This is a genomic window from Thalassococcus sp. S3 (assembly GCF_004216475.1).
Taxonomy (GTDB): domain Bacteria; phylum Pseudomonadota; class Alphaproteobacteria; order Rhodobacterales; family Rhodobacteraceae.
In genome coordinates this window covers 2,308,082-2,326,221 of the sequence record NZ_CP022303.1, presented here as the reverse complement: position 1 = coordinate 2,326,221, position 18,140 = coordinate 2,308,082, and the positions used below count along the sequence as shown (strand labels likewise).

General features: G+C 57.4%; 11 protein-coding genes. 4 read left to right on the top strand and 7 right to left on the bottom strand.

The annotated features are described in order from the left end of the window. Window positions 1–163 precede the first annotated feature (163 nt). The gene (locus CFI11_RS11595; RefSeq protein WP_130406088.1) at window positions 164–808 is read left to right on the top strand and encodes an invasion associated locus B family protein; all 645 of its coding nucleotides are present in this window, start codon (window positions 164–166) and stop codon (window positions 806–808) included. A gap of 163 nt (window positions 809–971) precedes the next feature. Here the strand turns inward: CFI11_RS11595 and CFI11_RS11590 are convergent, their stop codons facing one another. Genes CFI11_RS11590 through CFI11_RS11575 form a run of 4 tightly spaced genes read right to left on the bottom strand, consistent with a single transcriptional unit; the run spans window position 972 to window position 5,239 of the window. Continuing rightward, window positions 972–2,180, bottom strand: coding sequence for a beta-ketoacyl synthase (locus CFI11_RS11590; protein ID WP_130406087.1), 1,209 nt, complete (start codon window positions 2,178–2,180; stop codon window positions 972–974). 26 nt (window positions 2,181–2,206) lie between these two features. Next, complete coding sequence (locus CFI11_RS11585; protein ID WP_130406085.1) at window positions 2,207–2,464, bottom strand: acyl carrier protein; 258 nt, start codon at window positions 2,462–2,464, stop codon at window positions 2,207–2,209. A gap of 35 nt (window positions 2,465–2,499) precedes the next feature. Beyond that, a complete protein-coding gene (gene lpxD, locus CFI11_RS11580) occupies window positions 2,500–3,594 on the bottom strand; it encodes a UDP-3-O-(3-hydroxymyristoyl)glucosamine N-acyltransferase (protein ID WP_130406083.1) in 1,095 nt (364 codons plus the stop codon). Between the two features lie 28 nt (window positions 3,595–3,622). Next, window positions 3,623–5,239, bottom strand: coding sequence for a murein L,D-transpeptidase (locus CFI11_RS11575; RefSeq protein WP_371687477.1), 1,617 nt, complete (start codon window positions 5,237–5,239; stop codon window positions 3,623–3,625). 325 nt (window positions 5,240–5,564) lie between these two features. Between CFI11_RS11575 and CFI11_RS11570 the strand changes: the two genes are divergently transcribed. From CFI11_RS11570 to CFI11_RS24610, 3 genes are all read left to right on the top strand, one after another. After that, window positions 5,565–6,134: a DUF882 domain-containing protein gene (locus tag CFI11_RS11570; RefSeq protein WP_130406079.1), complete on the top strand. Its 570-nt coding sequence runs from the start codon at window positions 5,565–5,567 to the stop codon at window positions 6,132–6,134. Window positions 6,135–6,663: 529 nt separating this feature from the next. After that, window positions 6,664–7,992: a site-specific integrase gene (locus CFI11_RS11565; protein WP_130406077.1), complete on the top strand. Its 1,329-nt coding sequence runs from the start codon at window positions 6,664–6,666 to the stop codon at window positions 7,990–7,992. Between the two features lie 159 nt (window positions 7,993–8,151). Further along, window positions 8,152–9,561, top strand: coding sequence for a HEPN domain-containing protein (locus CFI11_RS24610; RefSeq protein ID WP_130406075.1), 1,410 nt, complete (start codon window positions 8,152–8,154; stop codon window positions 9,559–9,561). Between the two features lie 286 nt (window positions 9,562–9,847). Here CFI11_RS24610 and CFI11_RS11550 read toward each other — a convergent pair whose 3' ends face one another. The 3 genes from CFI11_RS11550 to CFI11_RS11540 are packed head-to-tail and all read right to left on the bottom strand — an operon-like array spanning window position 9,848 to window position 18,129. Then, the gene (locus tag CFI11_RS11550; protein WP_130406073.1) at window positions 9,848–11,812 is read right to left on the bottom strand and encodes an AAA family ATPase; all 1,965 of its coding nucleotides are present in this window, start codon (window positions 11,810–11,812) and stop codon (window positions 9,848–9,850) included. Window positions 11,813–11,824: 12 nt separating this feature from the next. After that, window positions 11,825–12,568: a hypothetical protein gene (locus tag CFI11_RS11545; protein WP_130406071.1), complete on the bottom strand. Its 744-nt coding sequence runs from the start codon at window positions 12,566–12,568 to the stop codon at window positions 11,825–11,827. Then, entirely contained in the window at window positions 12,565–18,129 is a 5,565-nt protein-coding gene (locus CFI11_RS11540; protein ID WP_130406069.1) for a DEAD/DEAH box helicase, read from the bottom strand. Before CFI11_RS11540 ends, CFI11_RS11545 begins: the two co-directional genes overlap by 4 nt. Between the last annotated feature and the right edge of the window lie 11 nt (window positions 18,130–18,140).

Genomic DNA, 18,140 nt, shown 5'->3' with positions numbered 1-18,140 from the left:
CCAGTCCGACGGGGAGAACCATTTGAAAAGGGGGCTGCTTGCGGCCTCCTTTTTTGATGCCCGGCCCGGACACAAACGCGCGGGTTTCCGCGATAAGCCCCTGACACTCTCGTAGAGCCGTGATAGACCCCCACCGACGCGGTTTACCAATGAAGAGACACTCATGTTGAGACATTTGACTTCCCTTTCCGTCATCGCGCTCTTGGCGGTATCGGCGCCGGTTTTGGCACAGGATGATACCTCCGAAACGCCACAGACCGAGAACGAGCAGCAGGACGACACCAACCCGGATGCGGGATCACAGGGCAACAGCCAGCTCGATCTGGGACAAGCCGTGAATGACGGCGAGGCGCAGCTGGGTGAGCGCTATTCCAAGCAGAAATTCGGCGACTGGGATCTGGCCTGCATCCGGACCGAGGCCGAACAAGATCCGTGCTCCCTGTTGCAGATCCTGCAGGATGAACAGGGGAATTCGGTTGCCGAAATCTCGCTCTTCCGTCTGGAAGGTCAGGGACAGGCCGTTGCGGGCGCGACCGTGGTCGTTCCTCTTGAAACCCTTCTGACGGCGCAACTGACCATCGCGGTCGATGGCGGGACAGGCAAACGGTATAATTACTCCTTCTGCAACCCGATCGGCTGTGTCGCGCAGATCGGTCTGACCAACGAGGACATCAACTCGTTCAAGCGCGGAAACCGTGCCCTTGTCACGCTTGTCCCGGCACCGGCCCCCGACCAGAAGGTCGAGCTTTCACTGTCGCTGACCGGCTTTACAGCGGGTTACGATCAGGTGGATGTCGTCTCGAACTAGGACCACCTCACCCAAAGATCGGCCGGCAGATCCAAGAGGTCTGCCGGCCTTTTTTATGGGCAGGGTCCGGGCCAGGCATCGGCTGAGCCTCCCGGCCACTTGGCCCAGAATGACGAGCGTCTTGCACGTCGCGACGGCGTCCATGCACGGTCAGCCTTAGCTATCAGATCTTTCGCAAAGCCAGGACAGCATTCAGCCCGCCGAATGCAAAGGCATTTGAAATCGCCACCTCGACCTTTGCCTCGCGCGCGGCATTGGGGACGACGTCCAGCGCGCATTCCGGATCGGGCTCTTCATATCCGATGGTGGGGGCGATCACCCCTTCGCGCAGCGCCATGATACAAGCCAGCAGTTCGACAGCGCCCGTTCCACCGATCAAATGCCCGTGCATCGATTTGGTTGAGCTGATCATAAGGTTGTCGGCGTGCGGTCCGAAAACATCGGCCACTGCCGCGCATTCGGTTTTGTCATTGGCCGCGGTCCCGGTTCCATGCGCATTGATATAGCCGACCTGATCGGCGTTGATGCCGCCATCGGCCAGCGCACCCGACATGGCGCGGGCCGCCCCCTGTTTCGACGGCATGACGATATCTGCGGCGTCCGATGACATCGCGTATCCGACCACTTCGCACTGGATGTCGGCGCCTCTGGCACGGGCATGTTCGTATTCTTCGAAAACGAAGACCCCGGCCCCCTCGCCCTGCACCATTCCGTTTCTATTGGCACTGAAGGGGCGGCAGGCATCCTTCGACATCACGCGCAGCCCTTCCCAGGCCTTGACCCCGCCGAAACAGAGCATCGATTCCGACCCGCCGGTGATCATCGCCGGGGCCATGCCGCTGCGCACCAGCATGAACGCCTGCGCCATCGCGTGGTTCGACGACGCACAAGCCGTCGAAACGGTAAAGGACGGCCCCTTGAGGTTGTGCTCCATCGACACGTGGCTGGCGGCGGCATTGTTCATCAGCTTTGGCACGACGAAGGGATGAACGCGGTTCTTGCCGTCCTCATAGACGCTTCGGTAGTTGTCATCCCAGGTGCTGACACCGCCGCCTGCCGTGCCCAGCACCACGCCGGACCGGGCAGCGACGTCGCCGCTGAAGACAATGCCGGATTGCGTGATCGCCTCTTTCGCCGCGGTCAGGGTGAACTGTGTAAATCGATCATAAAGCGTCATCTGCTGACGGTTGAACCGCCCTTCGGCCTCGAAACCACGCACCTGGCCGCCGATCTTGATGGCAAGCCGGTCGACATCGCGAAACTCAAGCGGACCGATACCGCAGCGCCCCTCGCGCATCGCGTCGAGCGTGTCGGCGACGGAATGGCCCAGGGCGTTGATCGTGCCCGCGCCTGTGATGACAACGCGTTTCATTTATTTCGATCCGTGCGGCACCGCGTTCAGGCCTGTTCGGACACAAGTCTCTCGATCCCCGTGATGATCGATGAGACGTTGCTTATGTCGAAATCGCTTTCGGTGGGATCGTTCGCATTGAACGGGATCGAGATGTCGAACTCCTCCTCGATCGCGAAGATGCTTTCCACCAGCCCCAGACTGTCGATGCCCAGATCTTCAAGCGTGCTGTCCGGGGTCACATCCGAAGGCTCAAGAACCGCCTGTTCGGCGATGATTGCGATCACCTTGTCTTTCACGCTCATGGCAGCTCCCCCGGGGCTCAATCCTGCGCGGAGACTTAGTCATTCGCGTCGCGTTTGAAAACAGCCTTTTGGAGCGCCGCAACGTCGCGGAGCACCCGCGGCAGGCGTCGGAGGGCCTTGTAGCTTTCCACCTGGCTGTCCATTTTCGTGGCCGGATAGCCCAGCATCACGCGACCCGCGGGCACGTTGGAAAGCACGCCACTGCCGCCGCCCAGAATGACGTTGTCGCCGATGGTGATATTGTCGCTGACGCCGCATTGCCCGCCCATCACGACGTTGCGGCCCACCTTGACCGATCCCGCGATCCCGACCTGACCACAGATCAGACAGTCGGGGCCAAGTTCCACATTATGCGCAATATGCGCCAGATTATCGAGTTTTGAGCGGTCTCCGATCACGGTATCGCGGATCGTGCCGTTGTCTATCGCCGCGTTGCTGCCAATTTCGACATCATCCCCGATGGTCACCGCCCCCAGGGAGTGAATGCGCACATAGGACTGGGCGTTGATCTCTCCCTGATCGCCCAGAGAGCCGCGGGCACGCTCAACCGCCGATTCCTCGGGCGTGACGTAAGAGAAGCCGTCTCCGCCGACGCGCGCGCCCGGCTGGGCGATAAAGCGGTCGCCGATCGTGCAGCGCGCGCCGATGCTTGCATTTTCCCGCAAAAGCGCCCCTGCACCAAGCGTCGTATCCGCGCCCACGTGACAGAGAGGGCCAACCACCGCGCCTGCGCCGATCCGGGCACGCGGCCCGATCACGGCGAGCGGACCCACGGTCACATCGGCACCGATCTGGGCGGTCGGGTCAATCACGGCCGAAGGGTGGAAACCTGTCGGATATCCCTGCCCCGGATCAAGGGCCGCGGTCAGTCCAGCCATCGCATAGCGTGGTCTGCGTGGGAAAATCGCAGCGGCCAGGCCCAGGGCCTGCCAGTCCGCGCCCTGCCACAGGATCGCGGCCCGCGCCGCCCCATCGGACAGCTTTTCCCCGTATGCGGGCGACATGGCCAGGGCCAGATCGGTTGGGCTCGCCAGAGCGGGCTCGGCGGCTCCCTCGATCTTCAGCGAAAGATCCCCTTGCGCATCCGCGCCCAGCGACGCTGCGATCTCGGCGATTGTGTATGATGTCATGACGGGCGCCCTCACTTCGGCGCCTGATTTACCCCCGAAGTCCGCGCAGGGCCACCCCTGCCTGGCTGAGAGCCGCCCAGATCTTGGCGTCCCGTCCATAGATGTCGCGGCGATACTCCATCTCGCCCTTCGCAGTGGTAAAGGCCGTACGGTAGATCAGGTGCACGGGAACGGGTTCTTCCAGGTTCACCTTGGTCTCACGCCCAGTCTTCAGGATGCCCTGAAAATAGCCCTCGGGATCGGATGTCTGCTTGGCCAGCAGCGCGTAGGCGAAATCAAAGGGATCCGCCAGCCGCACGCAGCCATGCGAATAGGCCCGCACTTCACGCCCAAAGAGGTTCTTGGCCGGCGTGTCGTGCAGGTAGATATTGTACTTGTTCGGGAACATGAATTTCACCAGACCCAGCGCGTTGCCCCGGCTGGGCGGCTGCCGCATGGCATAGGGAAATGTCCGCGCGGTGTAGCGTGAGAAGTTGACGGCGTTCCGGTTCACCTTCCGCCCCCGGCTGTCGGTAATCTCAAGATGGCGCACGGCGTTCCGATTGCGTTGCAGCGCCGGCAGATATTCCTTCGTGATGATCGACCGTGGCACGTACCAGCTGGGGTTGATGACCATGAACTCCATCACGTCCGAGAACTCGGGGCTGCGACGGTCAAGATCCCGGTGGCCGATCACGGAGCGTGTCTCAAACGTGACCTTGTCCTTGTCGATCACCTTTGCCGTGAAATCCGTCAGGTTGACGAGGATATGACGCTCCCCCCGCTCCCGATTAAGCCAGCGCTCCCGCTCCATCGCGACAAGCACGGATTGAAGGCGTGTTTCAACGGACATGTTGATCTCGACCATCGTCGATGCGCCGGCAACACCGTCCGGTGTCAGCCCGTGACGCAACTGAAATTCCTGAACCGCTTTCTGAATATCGGCGTCATAATATTGTGTCGCGCTGCGGCGCATGTATCCCATCGCGATCAGCCGGTTGCGGAGTGCCACAACAGCACTGCCGCTTTCGCCCGGTTTCAGGGCATTGGCGGGCACGGGGGCGCCCCATCCGCCTTGCGCCAGGGCGCGCTCCATTCGAAGTTTCTGCTTCATCAGGGCCGTATATTCACGCGTCTTAGGCGGCAGCGCCTTCATGAAAGTCGAGGGCGCGCTTTTCGTGAAATTCACCAGGTAGGAGAGGCGATCCCGGTAAGGGATCTTGCGGACGATGCCCGCATCCACGCGGGACGGCACCAGAAGACCGGTCTGCACATCGCGCGCATATTGCAGAAAAACCCGGCTGATCTCCACTTCGAGCTGTCCCAGCTCGCGTGTTGTCCGAGCGGCCTTCATCCGCTGCATCAGACCCTCGGCATCGTAACGTGTGTCCGGCAGACCGTGATCCGTGGCAGATGCAAGCGCGGACATCAGCGCCTTGCGGCGCGCATGATCCTTGTCGCCCTGCCCGGTCCAAATCGGCTGATACCCGTTTGCACGGTAAAAGGCCGCGATATCGTCATCCTTTGCCGCCGCTTCGGCGATGGCCTGTTTCAGGGCCGTCACCTGCGCATCGGCGGGTGTTGAAAACGCCCACGAGCCGACTAGAAGTGCTGCAAGCCAGCCAAACAAGGTCAATCGGAAAGAAATCAGCGTGGGCATCGGCATGTCCCTGTAAAATTTACACTTATCGTTGCGACTCACACAGTCTTTGGTCCCACCTTCGAAGTCCATTCACAATTGCTCCAGTCCGGAAACCCTGACCTTTCTGATGCGACGGCGCATCTATCAGTCAAAAACCGACCACGCCCCCATAAATGCCGAAGTATGAGCGGATTTTCGCCCAAAGTGTTTGTTACATAAAAGTCGCACAAATCAATTCTTGGATGACGATTCGAGGTGTGGCATACAAACCATGCATCTGGGGATGGATGAAAACGCACGTAACATCGTGCACAGGCAGGACTTTTAGCGTACGGGACGACGCAGTGATATGAAAGAGACTGGCTCTACGGGTTTATCCCGGCGCGCTCTTCTGGGCGCATTTGCAGCAACGGCGGTCGCTGCAGCACCAACTTTCGCAAATGCAGCGGGCTTTCTTCGCGGAGCAGGCGATATCCGGCGGATCAGAATGTATTCGGGACGCACGGGCGAGCGGATCGACATGATCTACTGGATCGAAGGGAAATACATCAAGGACGCGGTGCGGGAAGTAAATCACTTCATGCGCGATTGGCGGACCGACGATGTCAAATCCATGGATCTCCGCATGGTCGATATCATGGCCGCGGCTCACAATCTGATGGATGCCAACGAACCTTACATGCTGCTCTCGGGCTATCGCAGCCCGCGCACCAATGCGATGCTGCGACGCAGATCCGGCGGCGTTGCCAAGAATTCCCTTCACCTCAAAGGCCAGGCCGCAGATTTGCGCCTGACCTCGCGGTCGGTGTCCCAGATGGCACGCGCCGCAGCGGCCTGTCGGGCCGGAGGCGTCGGAAAGTATTCCCGATCAAACTTCGTCCATATGGATTGTGGCGCGGTGCGAAGCTGGGGCGGCTGATCACAAGGCACGGCAAGGCACCTTCGGGTGCCTTTTTGTTGGCCCGCGCGGTGCCTGGAGAAAGTATCCTGACATATGACGCTAGGGCGAGGATCAAAAAGTTTGCGACGGTGAAGCGTCACCGGGCACGGCGCCCGAACAGCGTTGATCCTGCTGGCCGGAGCATGAGATCGGCACAGCTATCAGCTACCGCTCCCGGTTTTTGACATCTACCTTCGCCAAAAAACACGACCGAGGATGCATCAAAGCACATCGCTCATATCACTGGCTCATTAAGGCAGATATCACAGCAGTTTGATTTAGAAATGGCGGACCCAAGAGGATTCGAACCTCTGGCCTCTGCCTTCGGAGCTGGTTTAAGGACCCATCCGAATTGCACGATAGGGTACGCTAGAGCACGATAACATACTGAAATTTATTGCCTTTCAGAAGCGGAGCTCCGAAGTCTCTATCCGAGAATACGCCTTGATTTCCTTCCGCGTGCTTGCGTGGTGCTTACTCGAAATCGAGGCTTCCGAGGGATGGGAGCATGACCAAACTAACCAAACGGTTTGTCGAGGCAGTCGAGCCGCAGAGCAAAGGCCACGTTGTCTGGGACGACGAACTGCCGGGTTTCGGTCTTCGTGTCTATCCCTCTGGGAAGCGTAGCTATCTCATCCAGTACAGAGCGAAAGGTCGCTCGCGGCGCTACACGATCGGACTCCATGGTGTTTGGACACCCGAAACTGCTCGCCGTGAAGCAAAGGCATTGCTTGGCCAGATCGCTCAGGGAGAAGACCCCGCTGCCGAAAGAGAAGAGGAACGCCGTGCGGTGACCGTTCGCGAGCTCTGCGAACAGTACATCGCCGACATGGAAGCAGGCCTTGTTCTCGGGAAAGGCGGCCGGCCCAAGAAGGCGACCACCGTCGCGACAGACGTCGGTCGCATCCGCCGACACATTATCCCGTTGCTTGGTACGCGGAGGATCAAGGACATCACCAAACCGGACATGAACAACCTGATGAAGGACATCATCGCCGGAAAGACGCGCGTCGTGATGAAGACGGAGAAGCTGCGTGGCAAAGCGATCGTGCGCGGCGGACCTGGCACTGCCATCCGCACTATGGGCCTTCTCGGCGGCATCTTCACCTACGCAATCGAAACCGGGATCATCGACCAGAACCCGACCCACGGCCTGAAGAAGCCGCGATACAAGGTGCGGGACCGACGACTGAGTGAAGCGGAGTACCGGACGCTGGGTCGCATTCTTAAGGACGTGCAGCATGACAGCCACTTCGGCATCCACGCCGAGATCCTCCGTCTCATCGCCCTGACCGGCTGTAGGCGTGGCGAGATCATCAGTCTGCGGTGGAGCGAGGTCGATATCGAAGGCAGTTGCCTGCGTCTGAAAGACAGCAAGGAAGGTGCATCTGTGCGACCAGTCGGCTTACCGGTCATCGACTATCTTGAGTCCGCGCGCCTTAAGCGGGAGGGGACCTATGTCTTTCCCGGTCAAGGTGAGGACAACGCCATCGGGAACTTTCCGCAAAGTTGGAAGAAGCTCTTCGCCGACACTCCGCTCTGGGATGTCACGCCCCATGTCTTGCGGCACAGCTTCGCCAGCGTCGCCAATGACCTCGGCTTCACCGAAATCACCATCGCCGCACTAATTGGTCATGCCAAGGGTTCGGTAACAAGCAAGTATGTCCACACGTTGGATTCGACCCTTATCATGGCCGCCGATACAGTATCGGGCTACGTGAAAGCGTTGCTCGAAGGAGTCGAGTTCAGGCGAAACACGTACACGCTTGACCGACAGACACGGCGGAGCGCAATCAACGATATGCTGATCGACGCGCGACCGACGACGGCATCCTAGACGAGGGTCATCGAGACATCAGTCACTATCGCGATTTCGATGTAGTCACGCCGAACCGTAAGCCAGAATTTTTTAATCGTGATGTATAGCCCACTTAAATGGCTGAACTTTGGAACTATTTCTGGCATAGATCGAGCTAGGCCTTAAAGAGCTAGATGCATGACAGTCGATCTCACAAATTTGAGCATCCCTCTAGGGAAAAAACTAAAGGCGTCAGACGATTTTCTTAAGGCGAAACACAACCTTCTAGCTCAATTCGACGGTGTCGAAGAACTGGTCACAGATGAAAAGAAGATCTCTGATCAAGACCGGAGAGCCATTGAGTATCATATCGTACAGCTGCGTATCGCGCTGGCGAGGAAGCTGTGGTCCAACGAAATCTACATCGGGCGATCACTTCTCGACGATGCAATACTGCATGTAGCTAAGACCGGCGCTGGAAACACCGCCAAACAGGTGATCGCAAACTTGTCTGCTGCGCGAGCCGATCGTCCTGGTTTCGTACTCTACCCACTTACCGGCTTTGGTATGGAAATGCCGTCATTCCTGTCGCGCACGAGCAGTCTTCGCGCTGATGCGATTTTTCGATCTGCGGGATTTGCCGTTACGACACAGAGCCACTCCTTCGACGCGGCAGCCGCGAGCGTCCAGCGAATGGCTCGAGGTCTCGGGATCAAGCAGCGCATCGACAAATGGGACCTACGCCATTTTGCCTACTCAGCAAAATGGTTTGGGAGAAATCCGCTCCTATTGGTGCGGATTACTTCCTTCACAGGTGACATGTACGAAAACCAGTTCGTCTATGAGCTGAAGATCCGGATTGCAGCTGCACAGATCTTGATGTTGCACACTTTGGCTGTGGAGACGGCAGGTCCGTTGGACCGACACCGCTCGTCCGCCTTCGTCAACAACTTTGAGACGCTCGATATCGCGCACTATTTCATCGGAGAAGCGATTAATGGTCGGCGCATTGAAGTCAGGCGGGTTCCAATGAATCTATCCGCTCTGGATCTCGCGCGGCTTTCAGATATTTCTGCCAGCTTATCAACGCAGGCCCTGACGACAAACCGGATGAAACGGCTCGGTGCACACGTTACTCGCGCGCTGAAAGCCATTGAGCGTGGCTACTTCCTCCATGTAAATCTCACTTCAGGTTCCAAGGCCGAAAATCGTCTCTACCGTCGTCTTGTCACGGCCATAGACTGGTTTCGACAGTCCTTCAGCGCACGGGCCAATGAAGCCGAGGCAATCGTAGCTCTCGCGGTAGCGTTCGAGACCTTGCTCACCGATCAGTATGCCCCAAACATCGCAAAGAGACTCAGCCGCCGAGTAGGCATCTGCATGAAGGGCGTGCCGGGCGTTGATGCGTATCAAAGCAGCGTTGAGGCGATCTACTATGCTCGCAGTTCAATCGTACACACTGGCGAACCCGACCATGCAGTCGACATTCAACGTGCACGCGTTGCGTTCGCACGCTGCATCTGCACCATCGCTGACCGCCTCGTGAGTTGGACACCCACACCCAACAATTCGATGGGTGATCTGCTCGGCGACGCAGGAATTAACTGACTAGATGCTGTGATTGTACTTAGCAGCGTGGCGGGAGAAATTCGTCGGCTTGCCGCCTTCGTCGGACACGCCAAAGGATCCGTCACGAGCAAATACATTCACACGCTGGACTCGACCTTGATCATGGCCGCTGACACCGTGTCGGGTTACGTGAAGGCACTACTTGAAGGAGCTGAGTTCAGGCGGAACAACTACACGCTTAACCGGCAGACGCGGCGGAGCGCGATCAACGACATGCTGACAGAATCAAAACCAGCGACCAGACCGCCCGTGCTCTTAAATTCTCCTACAATGTGACCCACTCAACAAAATCAGACCGTCGTTTGTGAACACTCCTAAGTGCATCTTTCACGACTGAGGATCGCTGCGATACATTTATGACTAATGTATCCATCGCCCGCGTCAGAGGGATCATCATCCACTGCGTAGCAAAGGCTGCGGCCAACTCCTCCTTAGACTCAAATAGCCCCCCTAAATCCGGCGGCGAAGCCAACCATTGGTCGAATTTGTATTCATAGAAGTCATCGAAGGCATAGTTGATCACAGTCCACCCTTCGAGCCCGCGGCAGGAGTCGTACTGCACGATCCGCAATGCGTCGCGCTCCGTTGGGTAAATCTCCCGGACATCAGACGATGATGCGTCCCAGACGGCACCTCCATTCTGGCGAATGGTCCGCCCAGGAACTGAGTATGCATCTTCCCCATCGCGGATCACCAATGATGGCGGTACACAGGCAAGCAAGTCGACAGGATAGTTTCCAAGTTCCGCAGCTTCACCGAATACTTGATTCAACAGTGCCGTTTGGGTTGCCATGTCCCCTTCAACGATGATGACGCGGCCACCATTGGCGTCTGGATTTGGTTCGAGGTCCCAGTTTTGAAGGCCAAGGGCGTCGGCGTAATCGGCCACGAAATGCGCGAGATTGGCCTTCATCCTCAGACACCGCCGCAACCGCCGTGATCGCAATTTTTCCCGTACAAGCCCGGATGACCAATCCGCTACGGATGCTCGCACATATTGATCGACTCCGTCGGCCACAACGATACGTTCTGGTTGATACACCGCCCGCAGGACGTCGATCTCATTGGACGGCCAATCTTGCCCTTCATCGACAAAGATTGTGTCCCAAGCGAAGTCATCGGCGTGGTCTTGAAAGACGCTCTCAAGGTCGTCACCGGAAAGCGCTCCGCTACGAATGTACTCCAGCAATGTTTCCTTGTGTTCCTCGTAGCGCTCAAGAAAACCATCGTAGTTTTCAATTATTCCGAGTTCAAGCATAAGACGACCCACGAACGCGTGCACCGTTTCAATTCGAATCCCGCCTTTTTCGATCTGGTGAGGGACTCCGAGCAGCGCCATCGTACGCCTCATGTCGGCAACAAGTGCCTTGTTGTACGTCAGCAAGAGCGACCGCATCCGATTGCTGTCATAGGCGCGATACGCCATCTGGAGAAGAATGACGGTCTTCCCAACGCCACCCCTACCACGGACTACGATTTGCCTGTTTGTCAGGTCGTCGAGCCAAGCCTCAGGCAGTGCAGCCTTGACAATGCGATCCATGCGTCGGCGATCAAGTGGCGTCGGCTCCATGGTCTGAAGCAAAGCGGTTTCCGGTGAGATTATAGAATCGAAAACGTCCTCCGAGCCGAAGCCTAGCGTTACCCGTCGGTTATTATTTGACGGAGACGACACCTGGCCCAAGATGTTTAGAATGCGTTCAAAGCTTGCGTCGATGGCGAAGCAGTTGTGCGGTCGTTTGGGGAGATCGGATTCACGGAGTCCGGAAAAGAAAATCAAGTCTTGGAGATAGATTTTCGGCACGCCGTTTCGCGCAAGATATTTCTTCAGTTCAAATACCTGCTGCCGAGCTTTCTCGGTCACGCACTCCCAGCCTCTGGGGTACTTTACCGAAGCGACTTTATCGTCAAATTTCACCCCCGTCGCGTCGTGTGACTTAGCTTCGATGACAAGAGCGAAGTTGCGCACCGAAGCGCGTCTCGGGACGAATGGCTCGCCCTCACGGGGATAGAATTTGAACTCAATGTCAAACTCGCGTGGCTCGGAGAACTGCCCCACAACAAAAAGGTCGATGTCTTCGATCGGATGTCCGTAAAGCTTGAGCCCAACGAAGATCTTCACATGATCGTCGGGGTGCTGGCTGAGGTCGGGCCAGACGGCAAGCACTTGCTTACGCAAATGCAGCGCAGCTTCATGCTCTTTTCCCTCACCTACTCCTACAATCTCAATCAACGGACGACCATTTCATAGCTGTTCATACGATCTCCGACGCTCCATCTCTTCATCGACGGCTCCCCAATAAGCGTCGTAACCCTGCAAGAGCTCGGACGGCCGCAGCACCAGCAATCCGAAGTCACTTAGATTGTTTCGGTATTTCCAGAAGGTGCTCCTATCCGTCGTTAGAACGGCGGGCACATTCGCATAAATCGCTGTGCCAGCGATCTGTCTATCGCCTTCATCATGCAAAAAACTAAGGGGGCCATCAGATTGGAAGAGCTGCTCAGGGCGGCTAATTCCGAGGCCTTTCAGCATCAGCGGGGAGACAAATTTCAAGCCTTTTCGCCACAGAAGCCGCGGAGTTGAACCGCCATAGGAGTCCAGTACCCAATCATCTTGGTGACCATGTAAGAACGTCACTATGTCTTTAAGTCTGGCGGCGTGTGTACCTCTTGCACGGCCTATTTCCTTGAAATTGGTTTCGCATACCAACCAAGGGTATCCACCGCGCCATTCGAATTGCTTGTACAGGTAGCCCAAATCGATGAGATCATCTGCCAACTGCTGTCCGAAGCGACCACACAAAACGGCGTACTCTTCATCGCACCAAGAAGTGTCTTTCGGCTCCTCGATTTGGCGATCAACCCAGTCGAGGTTTTGCAAGACACATGTATCTAGCAATTGAGGTTCAGGAGGCCTTAGCGCTTCTTCAATGATTTCGAGCCGCCGCACCGGATCGTTTTCCCCTTCCAGCGCAGACGCTTCATTCATTCGCCCTGACCAGTAATTTGCTGATAGATGCCACGCGTCACCGCTGGAAGGTTGCCACGAACAACGAGTTCATTCTCGACGAGAACCTGATACTCGGTGCTGATGTCGCGAAATTCAGCTATCGCCGGATCAGCGGGATGACCTGTCGTCAACGGCCCCGAGAGTGCAATGACGAACTTCCGACCTTTGCATTCAGCAAGAATTGGAGCCGTTACTGCCTTTCCATTCCCATAGGCGATTTTTGGCCCAGCCTCGAATGTCGCCATCCCCTCGTCGCGCCGGAGGAGATCGTTCAGCAACAAGGCTGTAGATCGCTTGAGGCGTACAGCGCTGAATCCGGGATTCTGTCCTGTCAGCAGATATTCCAGCAGTTCAGCGCCCACATGCCTGTCGAGCAGGCGATGTTCGAATTTGTTCTTAAAGCTCCGCAAACAGCGGTAGCACGAAGCGTCACAGTCCTCGGGGCAGCTTTCTAGCAACTGGAGTGCGCGCTGGAACAGCTCAAGTCCGCGATCTGCAAACTGACTCGCAAAGCCCGCGCCGCCCGGAAGTGTGTCATAGAGGAAGATCTCGGCTTCCAACCCGCTCTTGCCGGCCGGAGTAAGCGCCGGCCGATACTCGGCCATTAACTCGCCAGGCTCGATCTCCAGTATCTGGCATGCGGCTTTGGCAAGTGCTTCGCTGACAGTTCGCAACGCGACATCCGTTGAATAGTGGCCTGGCTTTAGCTTGAGCGGTGCGGACACGCGCATCGAGAACAACGCGATGTCCGTAATGAAATCCGTCCCAAGCACCAGATGGCGGCTCGTGCGAGAACCTTCGCATATGCGCCTATCGTCGTCGTCCGGAAAAGGCTTGGGGTGAGGCGCAGCTAGAATTGGCGATGGAGTGTTGCTCGCTTCTATTCTGCCACATCTGACGCAATAGTCGTATCCTTCTTGCTGCGGCCCGGTATTCGACACTAACAAGTGCCGCCTGGTTCTCAGACTGCGGATGCGGTCATCGGTTTCGATCCATCCCTCGTCATCCCCCGGAGTGCCCATTGTCAACTTTGCGCGTGTGGCATAGCTGGTTTCAGGGATTTCATCAGGCGAAGTCATCTCTTCGGCATCGATTGGATGCGCAAACCCAGGAGGACGCATCCAGTAACGGGCAGGCCCGAACGTTTCTTCGCCACCACATGCATTGCAGTCCATGACGTGGCTACGGACCGTTTCGCCTTCCCCAAAAGTCCGTGCAAAACCGCACTCGCTACATTCCATGTACAGGCGCTTGTTCTCCCAAGCGAGGCGCCGATCATTTTCCATAGCTGAGTAAACCGCACCGGACGTATAACACTTGCCCGAAATCCAAACCTGTTTGTCCGGCGCGTATTGCGATAGAGCAATTGGCAAACCTTGCGAGGGCGCGAACTTCATGATCTTTCGGTACCGAGAGGATCGGTCGCGATCGAACACGTGAAAGGTCGCGACGTCCGTCGGAAACGCGTAGCGGGGCAGCTTCCCGCAGTACAGGAGGCGATCCAGCATCTTGCCGGGGGTAGAAGCCTGCTGCGGTTGTTCTTCTCCTTCCTCAGCTGCTTCTTCATCACCGGCGGTATCGTCGTCCTCTCCATCTTCGGTCTCATCCTCTTCGCCGGGACCAGGGGCGATGGCCTCGTCGACAGCTTGAAGGCAATCCTTCACGAGCTCACCGAGGAGTAGAGCCCGATCGTCTTCGGATAGCTGCTCAGGAATCCAACCGGCTATGCGGGTCCTCAACGCCTCCTCGTTGTTGGCGAGCCACACTGCGAAGTCGTCGCGATTCAAGAGCGAGTCCGCCGCCCGGAAGCTTGAAACGCTTCCGAGAACCGAAAACAGATCGTGCGGCTGCTCCGGGTCGATGATCGGAAGACGATCCTGGTGATAGCTCTGCAAGAGGAACGCTCGGATATGGCGGCGCGCGATCTCAGGGTTGTCCAATGTCAGTTTCGGGTCGACGACATCGCCCCGGATCATCTCGTCGGGCTCGGAGAAATAGTGTTCATCGTGGCTGTCTGCGCTTCCGAACGCGACGACCGTGGCCACGGCATTGCCGCGGCGACCTGCGCGGCCTGCCCGCTGCTGATAGTTGGCGCGCCCGGGTGGCATGTTCCTTAGGGCCACGCCTGACAAGGCTCCCAGGTCGATCCCGACTTCCATGGTCGTCGTGCTGGATAGAATGTCGATAGCGGTGGAACGCCCGCCAAGGCCGCTTCCGCTCAGCGCGATATCCTGGAACAAGAGTTCATTTTCTTCAGCCTTGGAGAAAACATCTTCGTTTTGGGGCGCGTTAAGTTGGGCAGTGTGCTCAGCGGCGATGAGTGCCATTGGCGGGTTCTCAAGGGCCTGCGTAACCGGTTTGCGATAAAAACCCTTGCGCGCGAGAAAGACCCGATCGGCATCTGGATCAAGGGCGGACACGGTATCGCTTCCGCAGTCCAGACAGCTTTCAATGCCGGGGATAGGACGGTGGACTGACTTGCAACTTGAGCAATGCACCCAGGCTCCATCAAACTGAAGCGAAAGCTCGCTACCGTTCAAGCAACGATACCCACTCTCTACCGATTGCGTGAACCACTTGAGCAGTTCCGGCGACCAGCTATCCCAAAAGACCTTCTTGGCCGCCTTGTCGTCGATGACGGATTCGATCGCCTTGATCTTGGCTTTCGGGTTTCGCGGCTTAACCCGAAAGCCTTCTGATGGTGGGCGATTAGTCCAGGTGCCCGGCATCTGCGCAAGCCTGAAGCCATTGTTACTCCAGCACCGCAACCAGTAGCGCGCGATCGCAAGTTTGGCCTCGTCGGTCTCAGCGAACCCCGGTATCGGAGGCAGGCCCAGTATCTTCGTGGTGTGGCGATCGCTTTCTTTCAAAGTTGCGAGTGCCAACGATTCCATCCCCCAAAACCTGTGGGTCAAGGTTGTCAGCATGCTGCTAAGCAGCGACTCTGGCGGACGGTGCGCCCGAATTTCCAACAGCAGGCTCAACAGCGTCGACGGATCTTCCAACTCATCCTGGCGGACCGCCTCGTCCACAACTTCTTCAGCATCAAAATTTTCCCCGCCACGCATTTCCGGACGCAGGCGCACGTTCAGGCGTTTGGAGGCAAGCAACACACCAAAATATAGGTCGTCGAGATTTAGGTGCGGACGAATTGCGTCCTGTTCCTTGAGCCAATTGAAGCCGCTGATGATCAGGGGGCGAAGAGAATCTCGCTCGGAATACATTTGCAGATTTGGTGCAAGTCGAGCTGCCACTTGTCGGGAGTCCGAGAAGGCGAGCACTTTGCGGCCGCGGAGAGGAGCAAATGCTGTCGCTTCCTTTGGCCCTGGAGGCTGAATTTGGATTTGTCGCGCGAGTAATGCCTGAAAGGGCTGGTCACCCTTGGTTTGATGGTCCTGCACATAGCTTCGCCCAAAGCGAGCCGTCTTCCCGCAAACCGCACACGGAGTGAACTGACCACGTGACTCGAAACTGTTGTCGTTCTCGTTTTCATCGTCGGCGGTATCGTTGAGTCGATCCTGACGGATGAAAATCGTTCGCATGCGCGGTCCGGGGGAGTTCGGATTCAGTTGCCCAGTTTCCAGATCGTAGTCGGCAGGTTCGGCGCCATCGTCGTGTGCAGGCTGCTCAAGAAGCAAGTCGATAGGCAACAACGGGCTCGTTTCGCCACTCGCCATGCGCAACTGCTCTCCCGGCTCGGACCAGAGCGCGCGCGGAGAATCCACGTCGTCGGTATAGGCGCGAGCGTATGCGGTTCCGCAGTTTCGGCAGGTGAACAACTCAAGCACCCGGGCTCCACAACCGCATTCTTCTAACGGCTGTGAATACATCTTCCCGCAGATGCCATCACGTTGATCCTCAGATAGTTCGCTGCAGTTTGGGTCCATACAGACCCAAAGACCAGGCAAGCCCCGAAAGAAGTTGTGAATGCGGCAGGGCAGCAGTCCGGGCAGGCTTGGTTCCGGCCTTGCAACGCTACCAAGCGCCATCAGAACAGTAACGGCTTCGTCGGCCGTTTTGGCAGGAACATCGTCGGCAAACAGAAAAGCGCCAAGTTCGGCGATGGGCCTTGCTTCTTTCATCGTCGCATTGATCAGTGCGCACATTGCAGGGAACGATTTTAATGCATCAAAGAGCCCACGCTCGGTTGATTCCGCACCCGTGATGCCTCGATAATCAAGCAACGGCATGATCAATGCCAGCTTGGCATCGTCGGTATCCGCCTCGTAGAATGCACTCAGATCAATCCCGGAAAGGGCTTCGGCGTCCTCCGACGTTCCTTTCCCGACACCTTCCTTAAGATCGAGTGTGCCTTCGATTGGAACGAAGGTATGAGCCGGGACGCCGGAGAGCTGCGATCCAAACGCCGGGGCATAGTCAGCATCTTTGAAACTCGCCGTCGCGCAGATAATCCGGAAACGGTCTTCCGGGACACCGATCCGGTCCCGCAACCGTCTTAGCAGCAATCCCACTTCTGCGCCGGCGGCACCGCGATAGAGGTGCGCTTCATCGAGCACCACCAGAAAGGTCTCGTTCGGGTTGTCAGTAAGCCACTCACGTGTCCTGTCAAAGATTGCTCGCTCAATCGGCCGCATGAGCATGTATTCGAGCATCGAGTAGTTCGTGACGAGCAGGTCAGGCGGTGCCGCATGGACTTCGTGTCGCGTCAGAAGTTCGGAGTCGTCGGGCAGCGTAACCGCCCTGACGAACTCTCCCGTCTTCCGGTCTTGCCAGGCGCTGCCCTTTTGCCCGAACCAGGCTTCCAGATCGGGTTTTGCTGGCCATTTGCCGCGGTCCTTCAAGGCGGTCAGCAACTCAACAGCTTGTGCCTTTTCTTCAGCATCATTGCTGTCCGCACGCCTGAGCACGTCGACGTAGAAGCTGTCGAAGGATTGTAGTCGCGACGAATCCTTCTTCGACGTGCGAATGCCCGCATATGGGGTCCGGCTTGTATATCGGGCAAATCGAGGTGGGCGGCCACACCACTCCTTGAAGGAACTGACGAGGCGCGGGTCGCCCAGCAAGGCGCGAAGTCGCCCCAACTGGTCGTTTACGAGCGCATTCATCGGATACATGATCAGCGCCCGCATCGCGGGCTGCTCAGCGAAGACACTGGGACGCGTTTGCGCCTCCTGCGCAAACTTGCCCAGGATCGGAAGAAGGAAAGATTCCGTCTTTCCCGAACCTGTCCCGGTCATGATGACCAAGTTCTTTCCGTCGATGAGATTGTGACGAAGCGACTCCGCCTGGTGCTTGTACGGAGGATCGTAGATCAACCGGGGTAGGCCTTCGCTCGGAGAACTCAGTCGTGAAAAGAGTGTCTGTGCGGCCAGCGGCAGTCCCACGATTGAGCCGAATGTATCACCCGCTTGATACTTAGGCGTCGACTCAAGATATGGGACGCGATGGATGACGCCGTCACGTTCAAGAAGACGTTGCCGCTGCGCAATCAATGACGGGGCACTAATGTGGTATGTCGCCTCGATGTAGTCACTCAGCGAGCCGTGCAGATTTTCTATAGTTTCTTTAATTGTCTGCATACTTGTCCCCC